16 protein-coding genes are annotated in these 15,917 nt (G+C 59.8%); 11 read left to right on the top strand and 5 right to left on the bottom strand.

What is annotated here, in order from left to right; genetic code table 11:
• Positions 1-123: 123 nt before the first annotated feature.
• Complete coding sequence (locus U5A08_RS05920; RefSeq protein WP_253393620.1) at positions 124-1,032, bottom strand: flagellar protein MotY; 909 nt, start codon at positions 1,030-1,032, stop codon at positions 124-126.
• Positions 1,033-1,188: 156 nt separating this feature from the next.
• Here U5A08_RS05920 and pyrC point away from each other — a divergent pair, with 156 nt between their 5' ends.
• Entirely contained in the window at positions 1,189-2,235 is a 1,047-nt protein-coding gene (pyrC, locus tag U5A08_RS05915; protein ID WP_247396280.1) for a dihydroorotase, read from the top strand.
• Entirely contained in the window at positions 2,232-2,903 is a 672-nt protein-coding gene (rnt, locus tag U5A08_RS05910; protein WP_247396283.1) for a ribonuclease T, read from the top strand. The genes pyrC and rnt overlap by 4 nt, the downstream gene beginning before the upstream one ends.
• Positions 2,904-2,969: 66 nt before the next feature.
• On the opposite strand, the gene U5A08_RS05905 is transcribed toward rnt, so the two are convergent.
• The gene (locus U5A08_RS05905) at positions 2,970-3,572 is read right to left on the bottom strand and encodes a peroxiredoxin (RefSeq protein WP_247396286.1); all 603 of its coding nucleotides are present in this window, start codon (positions 3,570-3,572) and stop codon (positions 2,970-2,972) included.
• A gap of 48 nt (positions 3,573-3,620) precedes the next feature.
• Here U5A08_RS05905 and U5A08_RS05900 point away from each other — a divergent pair, with 48 nt between their 5' ends.
• The 3 genes from U5A08_RS05900 (at position 3,621) to bfr (ending at position 4,708) form a co-directional block, all read left to right on the top strand.
• Entirely contained in the window at positions 3,621-3,752 is a 132-nt protein-coding gene (locus U5A08_RS05900; RefSeq protein ID WP_321850720.1) for a hypothetical protein, read from the top strand.
• 65 nt (positions 3,753-3,817) lie between these two features.
• Positions 3,818-4,036: a bacterioferritin-associated ferredoxin gene (locus U5A08_RS05895; protein WP_010564137.1), complete on the top strand. Its 219-nt coding sequence runs from the start codon at positions 3,818-3,820 to the stop codon at positions 4,034-4,036.
• A gap of 201 nt (positions 4,037-4,237) precedes the next feature.
• On the top strand, positions 4,238-4,708 hold the full coding sequence (bfr, locus tag U5A08_RS05890) for a bacterioferritin (RefSeq protein ID WP_247396289.1): 471 nt from the start codon (positions 4,238-4,240) through the stop codon (positions 4,706-4,708).
• A 171-nt stretch (positions 4,709-4,879) separates the two neighbouring features.
• Here the strand turns inward: bfr and grxD are convergent, their stop codons facing one another.
• Together grxD and U5A08_RS05880 are read right to left on the bottom strand one after the other, a co-directional pair.
• Positions 4,880-5,218 carry a Grx4 family monothiol glutaredoxin gene (gene grxD, locus U5A08_RS05885; protein ID WP_253393616.1) on the bottom strand — a complete coding sequence of 113 codons (339 nt, stop codon included), beginning with the start codon at positions 5,216-5,218 and terminating at the stop codon, positions 4,880-4,882.
• 86 nt (positions 5,219-5,304) lie between these two features.
• A complete protein-coding gene (locus U5A08_RS05880) occupies positions 5,305-7,413 on the bottom strand; it encodes a molybdopterin oxidoreductase family protein (protein WP_321850716.1) in 2,109 nt (702 codons plus the stop codon).
• A gap of 433 nt (positions 7,414-7,846) precedes the next feature.
• Here U5A08_RS05880 and argF point away from each other — a divergent pair, with 433 nt between their 5' ends.
• Positions 7,847-8,767 (top strand): ornithine carbamoyltransferase, encoded by a 921-nt coding sequence (gene argF, locus U5A08_RS05875; protein ID WP_247396301.1) that lies wholly within the window; start codon positions 7,847-7,849, stop codon positions 8,765-8,767.
• Complete coding sequence (locus tag U5A08_RS05870) at positions 8,764-9,873, top strand: ABC transporter ATP-binding protein (RefSeq protein WP_247396303.1); 1,110 nt, start codon at positions 8,764-8,766, stop codon at positions 9,871-9,873. Before argF ends, U5A08_RS05870 begins: the two co-directional genes overlap by 4 nt.
• Before the next feature lie 54 nt (positions 9,874-9,927).
• On the opposite strand, the gene ybaK is transcribed toward U5A08_RS05870, so the two are convergent.
• Entirely contained in the window at positions 9,928-10,398 is a 471-nt protein-coding gene (gene ybaK, locus U5A08_RS05865; protein ID WP_253393612.1) for a Cys-tRNA(Pro) deacylase, read from the bottom strand.
• Positions 10,399-10,725: 327 nt separating this feature from the next.
• Between ybaK and U5A08_RS05860 the strand changes: the two genes are divergently transcribed.
• From U5A08_RS05860 to glpD, 4 genes are all read left to right on the top strand, one after another.
• Positions 10,726-11,580 carry an MIP/aquaporin family protein gene (locus tag U5A08_RS05860; RefSeq protein ID WP_253393610.1) on the top strand — a complete coding sequence of 285 codons (855 nt, stop codon included), beginning with the start codon at positions 10,726-10,728 and terminating at the stop codon, positions 11,578-11,580.
• Positions 11,581-11,657: 77 nt separating this feature from the next.
• Positions 11,658-13,163, top strand: coding sequence for a glycerol kinase GlpK (gene glpK, locus U5A08_RS05855; RefSeq protein ID WP_247396310.1), 1,506 nt, complete (start codon positions 11,658-11,660; stop codon positions 13,161-13,163).
• A 95-nt stretch (positions 13,164-13,258) separates the two neighbouring features.
• Positions 13,259-14,014, top strand: a complete 756-nt coding sequence (locus tag U5A08_RS05850; protein ID WP_247396312.1) for a DeoR/GlpR family transcriptional regulator — start codon at positions 13,259-13,261, stop codon at positions 14,012-14,014.
• 276 nt (positions 14,015-14,290) lie between these two features.
• Positions 14,291-15,829 (top strand): glycerol-3-phosphate dehydrogenase, encoded by a 1,539-nt coding sequence (gene glpD, locus U5A08_RS05845; protein WP_253393608.1) that lies wholly within the window; start codon positions 14,291-14,293, stop codon positions 15,827-15,829.
• Positions 15,830-15,917 lie beyond the last annotated feature (88 nt).

The following is a 15,917-nucleotide window of genomic DNA, read 5'->3' as shown; positions in this document are numbered from 1 at the left end:
ACTCCACGGGGTTTTACGGAAAGGCAACGATTCTACCGATCAAAACCGCGAAATTACAGGGGCGCGACAGCAAATGAAGATAAAGCGACAGATTATGTCGAGCGGGCGACCGATGGTCGCAGCTTATGACGTGGCGGCGGGGTTGCTCGGCCCCGCGGCCTGGGCCGCCGGCTTCTCGGGGGCTGCCACGCGTTCGAGCTGGATATTGACGCGGCGATTGCGCGCTCGGTTAGCGGCGTTGGTATTGGGCGCCAAGGGGTAGCTTTCGCCGTGGAACCGCATGGTGATCTGCGATTCCTGCACGCCGTTGGCCTTGAAGTAGTCCATTACCGCCAATGCGCGACGGCGCGAGACATCGCGATTGGTCAGGCGATTGCCACTATTGTCGGAGTGACCATTCAATTCGATATGGTTGACCGTCGGATCGGCTTTCATGAATTCGACGATCACCGCCAGCTTGCTCTTGGCCGATGCGTCCAGCTCGATGCCGCCACCGGGGAAGCCGACTTCGGTCTGCTTGACCTGATCGTAATTCATCGGCAGCAACTTGGTAGTACACAGTTGATAGTCGTTGTAGGCCTTGTTGAATTTCACCGGCAACAGGCGAATTTCCGAATAGCCGCCTTCACGCCCGTAATGCCGCACGGTCGGACTGCGCCCCTCAAGCAGGCCATTGAACAGGCGCCCGGCCTGGGCCTGGGAACTGTTGAACAACACGTCGCCACTGCCGACACGCACGGCACCGAGGTTGATATCACCCCGGCCCGGTTGCCAAGGCGCAGCAGCCGCCAGCAAGGTCGCCGATCCCGCGCCGAGCGAGCCGTTGAAGGCTTTCAGACGGAATGTCGCCTGCTCACCGGCCCGGCGCACGAACTCGCCCGAGCCGAAATCAGTGATCGGCTGGGTCAAACGGCACTCGAATTTGTCGCCCTCCACCTTCCACTCAATATTCTCCAGACGTGTCTGAAACGTGAGGGCCATCGCAGGCAGGCTGGCAAACACACTGAGCAGGGCTAGATAATGCTGGCGCACGGGAGGCTCCACTGGTTTCTACAACACTTCAAAGCGTCATACATCGTTAAGGCATACCAAAGGCTATCGGATGCATCCTGCAAAACTTGATAGCGAGTGCCTGCAAGAGTCTTTTCCGGTAGCATTCCCACCAGATTGACCCGCCTGGAATCCCCAATGTCCGACCGCCTGACCCTGCTGCGTCCCGACGACTGGCATATTCATCTTCGCGATGGTGCTGCGTTAACCCAAACCGTGGCCGATGTTGCGCGCACGTTTGGCCGCGCCATCATCATGCCTAACCTGGTACCTCCGGTGCGTAATGCCGCTGAAGCCGACGCCTATCGCCAGCGCATCCTCGCTGTACGGCCGGCCGGCAGCCGCTTCGAACCGCTGATGGTGCTCTACCTGACCGACCGCACCCAGCCCGACGAAATCCGCCAGGCCAAGGCCAGCGGTTTCGTACACGCCGCCAAGCTCTACCCGGCGGGCGCGACCACCAACTCCGATTCCGGCGTGACCAGTATCGACAAGATCCTGCCGGCGATCGAAGCGATGGCCGAAGTCGGCATGCCGCTGCTGATCCACGGTGAAGTCACCCGTGGTGATGTCGACGTATTCGATCGCGAAAAAATCTTCATCGACGAGCATATGCGCCGTGTGGTCGAGCTGTTTCCGACCCTCAAGGTGGTGTTCGAACACATCACCACGGCCGACGCGGTGCAATTCGTCACCGAGGCCTCGGCCAACGTCGGCGCGACCATCACCGCCCATCACCTGCTCTACAACCGCAACCACATGCTGGTGGGCGGGATTCGGCCGCACTTCTATTGCCTGCCGATTCTCAAGCGCAACACCCATCAGGTGGCCCTGCTGGACGCCGCGACCAGCGGCAACCCGAAGTTCTTCCTCGGCACCGACTCGGCGCCCCACGCCCAGCACGCCAAGGAAGCTGCCTGTGGTTGTGCCGGTTGCTACACCGCCTATGCGGCGATCGAGCTGTACGCCGAGGCGTTCGAACAGCGCAACGCCCTGGACAAACTCGAAGGCTTCGCCAGCCTGAATGGCCCGCGTTTCTACGGGCTGCCGGCGAATACCGACCGCATCACCCTGGTTCGTGAAGACTGGACCGCCCCCGCCAGCCTGCCATTTGGCGAGCTGACTGTTATCCCGCTGCGCGCCGGTGAAACACTGCGCTGGCGCCTGCTGGAGGAAAGCAAGTGAGTGAAGACCATTACGATGACGAACACGAGCACAGCGGTGGCGGTTCCCGTCACCCGATGGCCGAGCGGTTTCGCGGCTATCTGCCGGTTGTCATCGACGTAGAAACCGGTGGCTTCAACTGCGCCACCGATGCACTGCTGGAAATCGCCGCGACGACCATCGGCATGGACGAACAGGGCTTTGTGTTCGCGGAACACACCCACTTCTTCCGCGTCGAGCCGTTCGAAGGCGCCAATATCGAAGCAGCGGCCCTGGAATTCACCGGGATCAAGCTCGATCACCCACTGCGCATGGCGGTGAGTGAAGAAGCGGCGTTGACCGATATCTTCCGTGGCGTGCGCAAGGCGTTGAAGGCCAATGGCTGCAAACGCGCGATCCTGGTGGGGCACAACAGCAGTTTCGACCTGGGTTTCCTGAATGCCGCCGTGGCGCGGTTGGACATGAAGCGTAACCCGTTCCACCCGTTCTCCAGCTTCGACACCGCTACGCTCGCAGGCCTGGCTTACGGCCAGACCGTATTGGCCAAAGCCTGCCAGGCCGCCGGTATCGACTTTGACGGTCGCGAAGCCCACTCGGCGCGCTACGACACTGAAAAGACTGCCGAACTGTTCTGCGGCATCGTCAACCGTTGGAAACAGATGGGCGGCTGGGAAGACTTCAGCGACTGAAGCTAAATCCCACGTATAAAAAAACCGGCCTTCTCAGGCCGGTTTTTTTTGTACCGATAACGTGGCTTACAGCTTGCCGGCGTTCTCGGTCAGGTACGCTGCAACGCCTTCTGGCGAAGCGTTCATGCCTTTGTCGCCTTTTTTCCAGTTCGCAGGGCAAACTTCGCCGTGCTCTTCGTGGAATTGCAGGGCGTCGATCAGACGGATCAGCTCTTCCATGTTACGGCCCAGCGGCAGGTCGTTGATGATCTGGGAGCGCACAACGCCCTTGTCGTCGATCAGGAACGCGCCACGGAATGCCACGCCGCCTTCGGACTCAACGTCGTAAGCCTTGGCGATGTCGTGCTTCATGTCGGCAGCCATGGTGTATTTGACTTTGCCGATGCCGCCATCGTTGATGGCCGTGTTGCGCCAGGCGTTGTGGGTGAAGTGGGAGTCGATGGAAACCGCGACCACTTCAACGTTACGCGCCTTGAAATCGTCCATGCGGTGGTCCAGAGCAATCAGCTCCGAAGGGCAGACGAAGGTGAAGTCCAGCGGGTAGAAGAACACCAGGCCGTATTTGCCTTTGATGGCTTCAGACAGCTTGAAGCTGTCAACGATTTCGCCAGTGCCGAGAACGGCAGGTACGTCGAAATCCGGGGCTTGTTTGCCGACGAGTACGCTCATTGGATATCTCCTGATGTAGGGGTGACGATTGAAGTAAAAGGACCGGCCTTGAGTCTGCCGCGCATAAGCGACAAGCCTGTGACGCGGTCACGCTTCGTGAAGACCGACCATCATACACTGAAAAAACCGTTCGTCAGCGCGCAGGCCAAGTCGCTGCCCAGCGCGGCAAAACTACTTTGACAATCATTCTCGTTAACATTAAGATCCATCGCACTTAAGCCTTAAACCCGCGATGGTTCTCCCTTATGTATGTCTGCCTCTGCACTGGCGTCACCGACGGACAAATCCGCGAAGCAATCTACGAAGGTTGCTGCAGCTACAAGGAAGTGCGTGAAACGACCGGCGTTGCCAGCCAATGCGGTAAATGTGCTTGCCTCGCCAAGCAAGTGGTACGGGAAACCCTGACGCAGCTGCAAACAGCCCAGGCCGCGCTCCCCTATTCAGCAGAATTTACACACGCTTAAATGAGCGTGTTTTAACGAGCCGGACTTAGTGTCCGGCTTTTTTATGCCCGCAATTCAATCAGTTAGGGCCAAGACGCGGAACTCAAACATTCTTATTCAGATTAATTTTCATTTATTATTCAATTACTTAGGTTTGACACTTAGAGGTTCGCCACTCAAACTCTGGCCTATATACAGCGAATAAAGGGCAGGACCCCAGTCATGAAAGGCGACATCTCAGTCATCCAGCAACTCAACAAAATCCTTGGCAATGAACTGGTCGCGATCAATCAGTACTTTCTGCATGCGCGCATGTATGACGATTGGGGCCTGGAAAAGCTGGGCAAGCGCGAGTACAAGGAATCGATCAAAGCCATGAAGGACGCCGATGCCCTGATCAAGCGCATCCTGTTCCTGGAAGGCCTGCCGAACGTGCAGGACCTGGGCAAGCTGAACATCGGCGAGCACACCCAGGAAATGATCAGCAGCGACCTGGGCTTCGAACGCAAGAGCCACAGCGACCTCAAGGCCGCCATCGCTCACTGCGAAGTGACCCAGGACTTCGGCAGCCGCGAACTGCTGGAAGATATCCTGGAAGACCAGGAAGAACATATCGACTGGCTGGAAACCCAACTGGGCCTGATCGACAAGGTCAGCCTGGAAAACTACCTGCAATCGCAGATGGGTGAATAACCCTTATTCATTGTAGGAGCGAGCTTGCTCGCGAAGAGCGTCAACGATAACGCGTGCATTCAGTATGAACGCGGCGTCTTTGAGTATTTCGCGAGCAAGCTCGCTCCTACACTGGAAGCATGAAAAAGCCCCGCTCTCGTATGAGAAGCGGGGCTTTTCGTTGCAGGCCAATCAAGCTTCAGTCTGAGCTGCCGCTTTTACTGCTGCGTCTTTGACCAGCGCTTGCAACGAACCATCAGCGGCCATTTCAGTGATGATATCGCTGCCGCCGACCAGTTCACCGGCTACCCACAGTTGTGGGAATGTTGGCCAGTTGGCGTACTTCGGCAGGTTGGCGCGAATTTCCGGGTTTTGCAGGATATCCACGTAAGCGAATTTCTCGCCACACTGCATGATGGCCTGGGACGCCTTCGCGGAGAAACCGCACTGCGGGGCATTGGGAGAGCCCTTCATGTAAAGCAGAATGGTGTTGTTGGCAATCTGCTCTTTGATCGTTTCGATGATATCCATGGAACACCTCGGCTGGAACTTTGCGACTCACAGGTCGGCACGGTGGCGCATTGTAACGCAAAATCCCAGCGCGGTGCTCGGGCACATTATGCCGCAGCGACCTGTACCGGCACGCCGTTCAGCGCGGCGTTGCCCGACAACTCATCCAGTTGCCGTTCGTCGGTCAGGTCATTCGCACTGGCACCCGGCTGACTGCTGGCGATCGTCATCTGCACGCCCGGGCGACCATGGCCCCAGCCGTGCGGCAGGCTGACCACGCCAGGCATCATGTCCGGGCTGGCGACCACCTCCACCTCGATCATGCCGATGCGCGAGCTGACCTTCACCCGCTGCCCGTCGCTCAATTGGCGGCTGGCCAGATCATCGGGATGCATGTGCAACTGGTGCCGGGGCTTGCCCTTTACCAAGCGGTGATAGTTGTGCATCCAGGAATTGTTGCTGCGCACATGGCGGCGGCCGATCAACAGCAATTCGTTGGCCTGTGGCAGCGGTTGCGCCGCGAAACGCGCCAGGTCCGCCAGAATTACTGCCGGTGCCGCCTGCACCCGACCATTCGCGGTGTTCAGGCGCGCAGCGAGATTGGGCTTGAGTGGACCCAGGTCGACGCCGTGGGGATGCTCAGCGAGCATCGCCACCGACAGTTTGTGGCTGGAAGCATCACCATACACGCCGGCGCGCAGGCCGAAGTCGATCATTTGCGCCGGTGACAGGGTCGGCTTGAGCGCAACCCCGGTGTGCGCCGCAAACGCCTTGGCCAAGCCAACGAAGATCTCCCAGTCATGCAGCGCGCCTTCAGGCTTGGGCAGGATCGCACGATTGAAACGGGTGACATTGCGCACCGCGAACATATTGAACGTGGTGTCGTAGTGATCGTTTTCCAGCGCCGAGGTGGACGGCAGGATCAAGTCGGCATAGCGCGTCGTCTCGTTGATGTACAGATCGACGCTGAGCATGAACTCCAGCCCGTCCAGGGCCTGCTCCAACTGGCGGCCATTCGGGGTTGATAGGACCGGATTGCCGGCCACGGTGATCAGGGCGCGGATCTGTCCTTCGCCTTCGGTGAGCATTTCTTCCGCCAGCGCCGACACCGGCAACTCGCCACCGTATTCCGGACGCCCCGACACACGGCTCTGCCAGCGATTGAAATGCCCGCCGGAAGTCGAGGCCACCAGGTCCACCGCCGGCGTGGTACACAAGGCACCGCCTGGACGATCCAGGTTACCGGTGACCAGATTGATCAATTGCACCAGCCAATGGCACAGCGTGCCGAACGCCTGGGTCGAAACGCCCATGCGCCCGTAACATACCGCCTTATCTGCGGCGGCAAAATCCCGCGCCAGTTGGCGGATCTGCTCAGCAGGCACCGCACACTGGTGGCTCATGGCCTCGGCGGTAAACCCGGCGATTGCGCGGCGCACGTCATCCAGGCCGTCAACCGGCAAGTGACTGTCACGGGTCAGGTTTTCGGCAAACAAGGTGTTGAGCAATCCGAACAGCAACGCGGCGTCGCCACCGGGCCGCACAAACAGGTGCTGATCGGCAATCGCCGCCGTCTCGCTGCGACGAGGGTCGACCACCACCACTTTACCGCCCCGGGCCTGGATGGCTTTGAGGCGCTTCTCCACGTCGGGCACCGTCATGATGCTGCCGTTGGACGCCAGCGGGTTGCCGCCGAGGATCAGCATGAAGTCGGTATGGTCGATATCCGGAATCGGCAACAACAGGCCATGACCGTACATCAGGTGGCTGGTGAGGTGATGGGGCAACTGGTCGACCGACGTCGCGGAAAACCGGTTACGCGTCTTGAGCAGGCCAAGGAAGTAGTTGCTGTGGGTCATCAGCCCATAGTTATGCACGCTGGGATTACCCTGATACACCGCCACCGAATTCTGTCCGTAGCGAGCCTGGATGTCCGACAGTTTTTCGGCCACCAGGGCGAAGGCCTCTTCCCACGGAATCGGTTGCCATTCGCTACCCACTCGCAGCATCGGCTGGCGCAGGCGGTCCGGGTCATTCTGGATATCCTGCAGCGCCACGGCCTTGGGGCAGATATGCCCACGACTGAACGTGTCCAGTGCGTCACCCTTGATCGAAGTGATCGCCAGGCTGCCATCTTCGGCTTGGGTGGTTTCCAGGGTCAGACCACAAATGGCTTCGCACAGATGGCAGGCACGGTGGTGGAGAGTCTTGGTCATGGCCAGTCTCTTTATCAGGGCTTTGGCCTGACTATGGGCCGCGACTGCAACGGGCACCAGCAACGTTCGTCGCGTGAATTGAGGGGCATCAGGCCAGGCCATGAGCAAACGTGAGAAAGTGTTTCAAAACCTGCCGAACAGTCCCTGAAACCGACGCAGCCTGGCCTGGGCCAGCCCTCGCAGATTGCAAAAGGTCGCAACGCCAGTGTACAAATGACCCGCTGCTGTCAGGAAATCGTCTTCAAAAGCGCTATCGCGCCTATCTGAACACCCCTAAACACCGTAGCCCTATTGGTAAGACGCGACATTTAATTATAAGATCGCGCCTTCCCCTATTTCGTCGCCCCGTGCGGCTTTCGCCGCAGGTCTCGCCCGTTTTCACAATAAACAAGGCTTTGAGTATCTGCGGTCTGTTGCAAAAAGGTAGTTAATGATGAGCGCAAGGCACTTTCTCTCCCTGATGGATTGCACGCCCGAAGAGCTGGTCAGCGTGATCCGTCGAGGCATTGAGCTTAAAGACCTGCGTAACCGCGGCGTACTGTTCGAGCCTTTGAAAAACCGCGTGCTCGGGATGATTTTCGAGAAGTCGTCGACCCGCACCCGCTTGTCCTTCGAGGCCGGCATGATCCAACTGGGCGGCCAGGCCATCTTTCTGTCGCCGCGTGACACCCAACTGGGCCGTGGCGAGCCGATCAGCGATTGCGCGATTGTCATGTCGCGCATGCTCGATGCGGTGATGATCCGTACCTTCGCCCACAGCACCCTGACTGAATTTTCCGCCAACTCCCGCGTTCCGGTGATCAACGGCCTGTCCGATGACCTGCACCCGTGCCAGTTGCTGGCCGACATGCAAACCTTCCTCGAACACCGTGGCTCGATCCAGGGCAAGACCGTGGCCTGGATCGGCGACGGCAACAACATGTGCAACAGCTATATAGAAGCGGCGATCCAATTCGACTTCCACCTGCGCATCGCCTGCCCGGAAGGTTTCGAACCGTCCGCCGAGTTCCTGGCCAACGCTGATGGCCGTGTACAAATCCTGCGTGATCCAAAAGATGCGGTGATCGGCGCCCACTTGGTAAGCACCGACGTCTGGACCTCCATGGGCCAGGAAGACGAAACCGCCAAGCGCCTGAAGCTGTTTGCGCCGTTCCAGGTCACCCGCGCCCTGCTCGACCTGGCCGCGCCGGACGTGCTGTTCATGCATTGCCTGCCCGCCCACCGTGGCGAAGAAATCAGCCTCGACCTGCTCGACGACCCGCGTTCGGTCGCCTGGGACCAGGCGGAAAACCGCCTGCATGCGCAAAAGGCCCTGCTCGAATTTCTGGTAGAGCCGGCGTACCACCACGCATGAGCCAGCCATTACTGCTGAACCTGCGCAATCTGGCATGCGGCTATCAAGATCAGCGGGTGGTGCAGAACCTCAACCTGCACCTCAATGCCGGCGACATCGGTTGCCTGCTCGGTTCCTCGGGGTGCGGCAAGACCACTACCCTGCGCGCGATCGCAGGGTTTGAACCGGTCCACGAAGGCGAAATCAGCCTGGCCGGCGAAGTCATCTCCAGTGCAGGGTTCACCCTGGCGCCGGAGAAACGTCGTATCGGCATGGTGTTCCAGGACTACGCGCTGTTTCCCCACCTCAGCGTGGCCGACAACATCGCCTTCGGCATTCGCAAGCACCCGCAGAAAGACCGCGTGGTCGCCGAACTGCTGGAGCTGGTCAACCTGAAGAACCTGGGCAAGCGTTTCCCCCACGAGCTGTCCGGTGGTCAGCAACAACGCGTGGCCCTCGCCCGCGCCTTGGCGCCGGAGCCGCAATTGTTGCTGCTCGACGAACCGTTCTCCAACCTCGATGGCGAACTGCGGCGCAAGCTCAGCCATGAGGTGCGCGACATTCTCAAGGCACGAGGCACCAGTGCGATCCTGGTGACCCATGACCAGGAAGAAGCGTTCGCCGTGAGTGACCACGTCGGCGTGTTCAAGGAAGGCCGCCTGGAGCAGTGGGATACGCCCTACAACCTCTATCACGAGCCGCTGACACCCTACGTCGCCAGCTTTGTCGGCCAGGGCTATTTCATCCGTGGCCAATTGAGCACGCCGGAATCCGTCAGCACCGAGCTCGGCGACCTGCGTGGCAACCGCGCGTATACCTGGCCGACAGGCGGCGCCGTGGATGTATTGCTGCGCCCGGATGACATCGTCTACGCGCCGGACAGCGCATTGAAAGCACGGATCGTCGGCAAGACGTTCCTTGGCGCCTCGACCCTGTACCGCCTGCAGCTGTCGACAGGCGCACAACTGGAGTCGATTTTTCCCAGTCATGCCGACCATCAAGTCGGTGCAGACGTGGGGATTCGTGTCGCCGCCGAGCACCTGGTGTTGTTCCAGGCATCCGGCAGCACTGCGGCGCAGGTGCCTCACGCCGATTCAGGTGTGCGGCGCTTCAGCCCTGCCAACTGAAGAAACCGACATTCATCAACGTGGTAGCAGGCAAGCCCGCTACCACATTGGATCTCAGGCCCGCCCGATCGACGCGAATTTGGCCTGGGTCTGCTCGGCCAGGACCGCAGCGGACAACTCCACTTCCAGCCCCCTTCTCCCGGCGCTGACAAAAATCGTCGGGAACGGCTGCGCCGTACTATCGATGAAGGTCCGCAAACGCTTTTTCTGCCCCAACGGGCTAATCCCGCCCAACAGATAGCCGGTGGAACGCTGCGCTGCCGCCGGGTCGGCCATCTCGACTTTTTTCACGCCAGCGGCATGGGCCAAGGCTTTTAAGTCCAGACTTCCGACGACCGGCACCACCGCCACCAATAATTCGCCCTTCTCGCTGCTCGCCAGTAAGGTCTTGAACACTTGCGCCGGGTCGAGACCCAACTTTTCCGCGGCCTCCAGACCATACGACGCCGCCTTGGGATCGTGTTCATAACTGTGGATGCGATGTTCGGCGCGAACTTTTTTCAACAAATCCAATGCGGGGGTCATGGACACTCCTGGCGTGGCAAACGGATGGCCAATTCTAGGCCAAGCCCACACAAAACGCTCTAGTACGCCCCTCACTCCCGGCAATACTTACCGTGGCGAGCGTGATCATTCATCAAACCTATAGTTCGAAAATGACCAATGGTTCACTTTCGACCTTTGACAGGCGTCATTCTTGTCTATATTTTTTCGTTTCCGAATACTGTAGGAATACACCCGCAGCATTCCAGCAGTAAGCCGCGCCCGGGATGGGGATCCTCGACACGGTGAACAACGCGCAAGGCCCGTTGAGGCCAGACGCCAGACAAGAACAACAAATTGAGGTTTTCCATGACAACTGCTCTTCAACAGCCTTCACTTTCGAGCCAATGCATGGCCGAATTCCTGGGGACTGCGCTTCTGATCTTCTTCGGTACAGGCTGTGTCGCTGCGCTCAAGGTCGCGGGGGCCAGCTTTGGCCTGTGGGAAATCAGTATCATCTGGGGGATCGGCGTCAGCATGGCGATCTACCTGACCGCAGGCATCTCCGGGGCTCATCTCAACCCGGCGGTCAGCATCGCCCTGTGTATTTTTGCCGATTTCGACAAGCGCAAACTGCCCTTCTATATCCTCGCCCAGGTCGCCGGTGCCTTCTGCTCCGCGGCTTTGGTGTACACGCTCTACAGCAACCTGTTTTTCGATTACGAACAAACCCACCATCTGGTGCGCGGCACCCAGGCCAGCCTGGAATTGGCCTCGGTCTTCTCGACTTATCCCCATGCACTGCTGAGCACGGCCCAGGCCTTCCTGGTGGAAATGGTCATCACTGCGATCCTGATGGGCGTGATCATGGCCCTGACCGACGATAACAACGGCCTGCCACGCGGCCCGCTGGCGCCGCTGCTGATCGGCTTGCTGATCGCGGTGATTGGCAGCGCCATGGGCCCGCTGACCGGCTTTGCAATGAACCCTGCGCGGGATTTCGGGCCCAAGCTGATGACCTTTTTCGCCGGTTGGGGTGAAATGGCCTTTACTGGCGGGCGCGATATTCCCTACTTCCTGGTGCCGATTTTCGCACCGATTGTCGGCGCATGCCTGGGTGCCGCAGCGTATCGCGGGCTGATTGCCCGTCATCTGCCAAGCGCCGCGCCCACTGCCGCCGAAACTGAAGAAAGTGCCGTCAACGGCAACACCCGTATTTCCTGATAGCCAGCCTGGTCCACCCTGCCCCTTCGTGGCCCAGGCAGCTTACCAATCCTTATTTCTCGTCCAAGGCAATCGACATGACCGACATTCAGAATAAGAACTACATCATTGCCCTTGATCAGGGCACCACCAGTTCCCGGGCAATCATCTTCGATCGCGACGCTAACGTGGTCTGTACCGCCCAGCGTGAATTCGTCCAGCATTACCCACAAGCGGGCTGGGTCGAACATGACCCGATGGAGATCTTCGCCACCCAGAGCGCGGTGATGGTCGAAGCCCTGGCCCAAGCCGGCCTGCACCATGACCAAGTCGCCGCCATCGGCATCACCAATCAGCGTGAAACCACCGTGGTCTGGGATAAAGTCACCGGCCGCCCGATCTACAACGCCATCGTTTGGCAGTGCCGCCGCAGCACCGAAATCTGCCAGCAGCTCAAGCGTGATGGCCACGAGCAATACATCAGCGACACCACCGGCCTGGTCACCGACCCGTACTTCTCCGGCACCAAGCTCAAGTGGATTCTCGATAACGTCGAAGGCAGCCGCGAACGTGCGCGCAACGGCGAGCTGCTGTTCGGCACCATCGACAGTTGGCTGATCTGGAAATTTACCGGCGGCAAGACCCACGTCACCGACTACACCAACGCCTCGCGCACCATGCTCTTCAACATCCACACCCTGGAGTGGGACGCGAAGATGCTGGACATCCTCGACGTGCCGCGCGAAATGCTGCCAGAAGTAAAATCTTCGTCGGAAATCTACGGCCGCACCAAAAGCGGCATTGCCATCGGCGGCATCGCCGGTGACCAGCAAGCGGCGCTGTTCGGCCAGATGTGCGTGGAACCGGGCCAGGCCAAGAACACCTACGGCACCGGCTGTTTCCTGTTGATGAACACCGGCGACAAAGCGGTGAAATCCAAGCACGGCATGCTCACCACCATCGCCTGCGGCCCGCGTGGCGAAGTGGCCTACGCCCTGGAAGGCGCTGTGTTCAACGGTGGCTCCACCGTACAGTGGCTGCGCGACGAGCTGAAAATCATCAACGACGCCCATGACACCGAATACTTCGCCGGCAAGGTCAAGGACAGCAACGGCGTGTACCTGGTGCCCGCGTTCACCGGCCTGGGCGCGCCGTATTGGGACCCGTATGCCCGTGGCGCACTGTTCGGCCTGACCCGTGGCGTGCGCGTGGATCACATTATTCGCGCAGCCCTGGAGTCGATTGCCTACCAGACCCGCGACGTATTGGACGCCATGCAGCAGGATTCCGGCGAACGCCTCAAATCCCTGCGCGTGGACGGCGGTGCGGTGGCCAACAACTTCCTGATGCAGTTCCAGGCCGACATCCTCGGCACCCAGGTCGAGCGCCCGCAAATGCGCGAAACCACAGCACTCGGCGCCGCCTACCTGGCAGGCCTGGCCTGCGGCTTCTGGGGCAGCCTGGAGGAATTGCGTGGCAAGGCGGTAATCGAGCGCTTCTTCGAACCCCAGCTCGAAGAAACGGCCAAGGAGAAACTCTACGCCGGCTGGCAAAAAGCGGTGAGCCGCACCCGTGATTGGGAACCTCACGAAGGCGCTGAATAAGCCATCCGCCGGAACCACTTAGGGTTGTAACTGGCAGGGAGCAGATTCCTGCGTCATCATGGGCCACTTTTGTATGGCAGCCCAAAGGACGCCCCATGAATCTGCCTCCCCGCCAGCAACAAATCCTCGAACTGGTCCGCGAACGCGGCTACGTCAGTATCGAGGAAATGGCGCAGTTGTTCGTTGTCACCCCACAAACCATCCGCCGCGATATCAACCAGTTGGCGGACGCCAATCTGTTGCGCCGCTACCACGGCGGCGCGGCTTATGATTCCAGCGTCGAAAACACCGCATACGCCATGCGGGCCGACCAGATGCGCGACGAGAAACAGCGCATCGGCGAAGCGATCGCCGCACAAATCCCCGACCACGCCTCGCTGTTCATCAACATCGGCACCACCACCGAATCCATCGCCCGTGCGTTGCTCAACCACAATCACCTGAAAATCATCACCAACAACCTCAACGTCGCCACCATGCTCAGCGCCAAGGACGACTTTGACGTGCTGCTGACCGGCGGCAATGTGCGGCGTGATGGCGGCGTGGTGGGCCAGGCCAGCGTCGACTTTATCAACCAGTTCAAGGTCGATTTCGCCCTGGTCGGCATCAGCGGCATCGATGAAGACGGCAGCCTGCTCGACTTCGACTACCAGGAGGTGCGGGTTTCCCAGGCGATCATCGCCAATGCGCGCAAGGTGATTCTGGCGGCCGACTCGAGCAAATTCGGGCGCAATGCCATGATTCGCCTGGGGCCGATCAGCCTGGTGGACTGCCTGGTGACAGACCAGCAGCCGGTGCCGGCGTTGGTGCAGTTGTTGAACCAGCATAAGGTTCGGCTGGAAGTCGTCTAGCGCCTGCACTGACGCTATCGGGGGCAAGCCCCCTCCCACACTTTGATGTGTGAACCCATTCAAATGTGGGAGGGGGCTTGCCCCCGATAGCGATTGATCCAACCCCCATTTCCTTGAGCCTTCCCCAGGCACATGTTCACAAATTTTCCTTTCCTCACCCTTCGATGAGTTTTTTCAATCGAATTCGGGTGGCTGTAGGCGCGTTTATCAGCTACCATTTTCGAAAATGAACATTAATGTTCGAATTCCAATACGAAAAGATCACGAGGCCAGCCGATGAACCCTTCTACCTTGCCTGCTCCACCGCTTGCCGAAGTCTATGACGTTGCCGTGATCGGTGGCGGGATCAATGGCGTCGGCATTGCAGCAGACGCAGCCGGTCGCGGTTTGTCGGTATTCCTTTGCGAAAAGGACGACTTGGCCAGCCACACGTCCTCCGCCAGCAGCAAGTTGATCCACGGTGGCCTGCGTTACCTCGAACATTACGAATTCCGCCTGGTGCGCGAAGCCCTGGCCGAACGCGAAGTGCTGCTGGCCAAGGCCCCGCACATCGTCAAGCAGATGCGCTTCGTGTTGCCGCACCGCCCGCACCTGCGGCCTGCGTGGATGATCCGCGCAGGCCTGTTCCTATATGACCACCTGGGCAAGCGCGAAAAACTCGCCGGTTCGAAAAGCCTCAAGTTCGGCCCCGATAGCCCGCTGAAAAGCGAAATCACCAAAGGCTTCGAATATTCCGACTGCTGGGTCGATGACGCACGCCTGGTGGTACTCAATGCCATGGCCGCCCGCGAAAAAGGCGCACACATCCATACCCAGACCCGGTGCGTCAGCGCGCATCGCAGCAAGGGCCTGTGGGAAATGAACATGGAACGCGCCGACGGCAGCCTGTTCTCGATCCGCGCCAAGGCGCTGGTGAACGCCGCCGGGCCGTGGGTCGCCAAGTTCATCAAGGAAGACTTGAAGCTGGATTCGCCCTACGGCATCCGTCTGATCCAGGGCAGCCACCTGATCGTGCCAAGACTCTACGAAGGCGCCCACGCGCATATCCTGCAGAACGAAGACCAGCGCATCGTTTTCACGATTCCATACCTGGACCACCTGACCATCATCGGCACCACCGACCGCGAATACACCGGCGATCCGGCGAAAGTGGCGATTACCGAAGGTGAAACCGACTACATGCTCAAGGTGGTCAACGCTCACTTCAAGAAGCAACTGAGCCGCGATGACATCGTCCACACCTACTCCGGCGTGCGCCCGCTGTGCAACGACGAGTCAGACAACCCGTCGGCCATCACCCGCGACTACACCCTGTCGCTCTCCGGCGGCACTGGCGAGGCGCCGATCCTGTCGGTGTTCGGCGGCAAACTGACCACCTACCGCAAGCTCGCCGAGTCGGCGATGGCCCACCTGGCGCCTTATTTCACCCACATGCGCCCAAGCTGGACCGCCACCGCCAGCCTGCCGGGCGGCGAAGACATGAGCACGCCAGAAGCCCTGGCTGCGGCTATCCGCGCCCGGTTCGACTGGGTGCCAAGCGACATCGCGCGCCGCTGGTCCACCACCTACGGCAGCCGCACCTGGCGCCTGCTGGAAGGCGTGCAATCGCTGGCCGACCTCGGCGACCACCTCGGTGGCGGTCTGTACACCCGCGAAGTCGACTACCTGTGTACCGAAGAATGGGCGACCCAGCCCGAGGACGTGCTGTGGCGCCGCACCAAGCTCGGCCTGTCCACCACCCCGGAAGAACAGGCCAACGTGCAGCGTTACCTGTCCAAGGTTGAATTGAGCCGCAGCAAGATCCAGGCGGCCTGACAGACCGCTCTCACAAAAGCCCCTGCGCCGTAAGGTCCAGGGGCTTTGTTATATCGGCTCGCCCATTCGGTTTTCCGAACGCCACTCA

It is taken from the genome of Pseudomonas paraveronii, assembly GCF_963681955.1.
Classification (GTDB): Bacteria; Pseudomonadota; Gammaproteobacteria; order Pseudomonadales; family Pseudomonadaceae; genus Aquipseudomonas; species Aquipseudomonas paraveronii.
The sequence above is the reverse complement of the archived record's forward strand: the minus strand, read 5'-3'. Positions and strand labels throughout refer to the sequence as shown.

What these genes read in the sequence shown, in the direction of transcription:
- pyrC (WP_247396280.1), top strand. Translation starts at nt 1,189, where the DNA reads ATGTCCGACCGCCTGACCCTGCTGCGTCCCGACGACTGGCATATTCAT.
- U5A08_RS05905 (WP_247396286.1), bottom strand. Translation starts at nt 3,572, where the DNA reads ATGAGCGTACTCGTCGGCAAACAAGCCCCGGATTTCGACGTACCTGCC.
- U5A08_RS05895 (WP_010564137.1), top strand. Translation starts at nt 3,818, where the DNA reads ATGTATGTCTGCCTCTGCACTGGCGTCACCGACGGACAAATCCGCGAA.
- bfr (WP_247396289.1), top strand. Translation starts at nt 4,238, where the DNA reads ATGAAAGGCGACATCTCAGTCATCCAGCAACTCAACAAAATCCTTGGC.
- grxD (WP_253393616.1), bottom strand. Translation starts at nt 5,218, where the DNA reads ATGGATATCATCGAAACGATCAAAGAGCAGATTGCCAACAACACCATT.
- U5A08_RS05880 (WP_321850716.1), bottom strand. Translation starts at nt 7,413, where the DNA reads ATGACCAAGACTCTCCACCACCGTGCCTGCCATCTGTGCGAAGCCATT.
- argF (WP_247396301.1), top strand. Translation starts at nt 7,847, where the DNA reads ATGAGCGCAAGGCACTTTCTCTCCCTGATGGATTGCACGCCCGAAGAG.
- U5A08_RS05870 (WP_247396303.1), top strand. Translation starts at nt 8,764, where the DNA reads ATGAGCCAGCCATTACTGCTGAACCTGCGCAATCTGGCATGCGGCTAT.
- ybaK (WP_253393612.1), bottom strand. Translation starts at nt 10,398, where the DNA reads ATGACCCCCGCATTGGATTTGTTGAAAAAAGTTCGCGCCGAACATCGC.
- U5A08_RS05860 (WP_253393610.1), top strand. Translation starts at nt 10,726, where the DNA reads ATGACAACTGCTCTTCAACAGCCTTCACTTTCGAGCCAATGCATGGCC.
- glpK (WP_247396310.1), top strand. Translation starts at nt 11,658, where the DNA reads ATGACCGACATTCAGAATAAGAACTACATCATTGCCCTTGATCAGGGC.
- U5A08_RS05850 (WP_247396312.1), top strand. Translation starts at nt 13,259, where the DNA reads ATGAATCTGCCTCCCCGCCAGCAACAAATCCTCGAACTGGTCCGCGAA.
- glpD (WP_253393608.1), top strand. Translation starts at nt 14,291, where the DNA reads ATGAACCCTTCTACCTTGCCTGCTCCACCGCTTGCCGAAGTCTATGAC.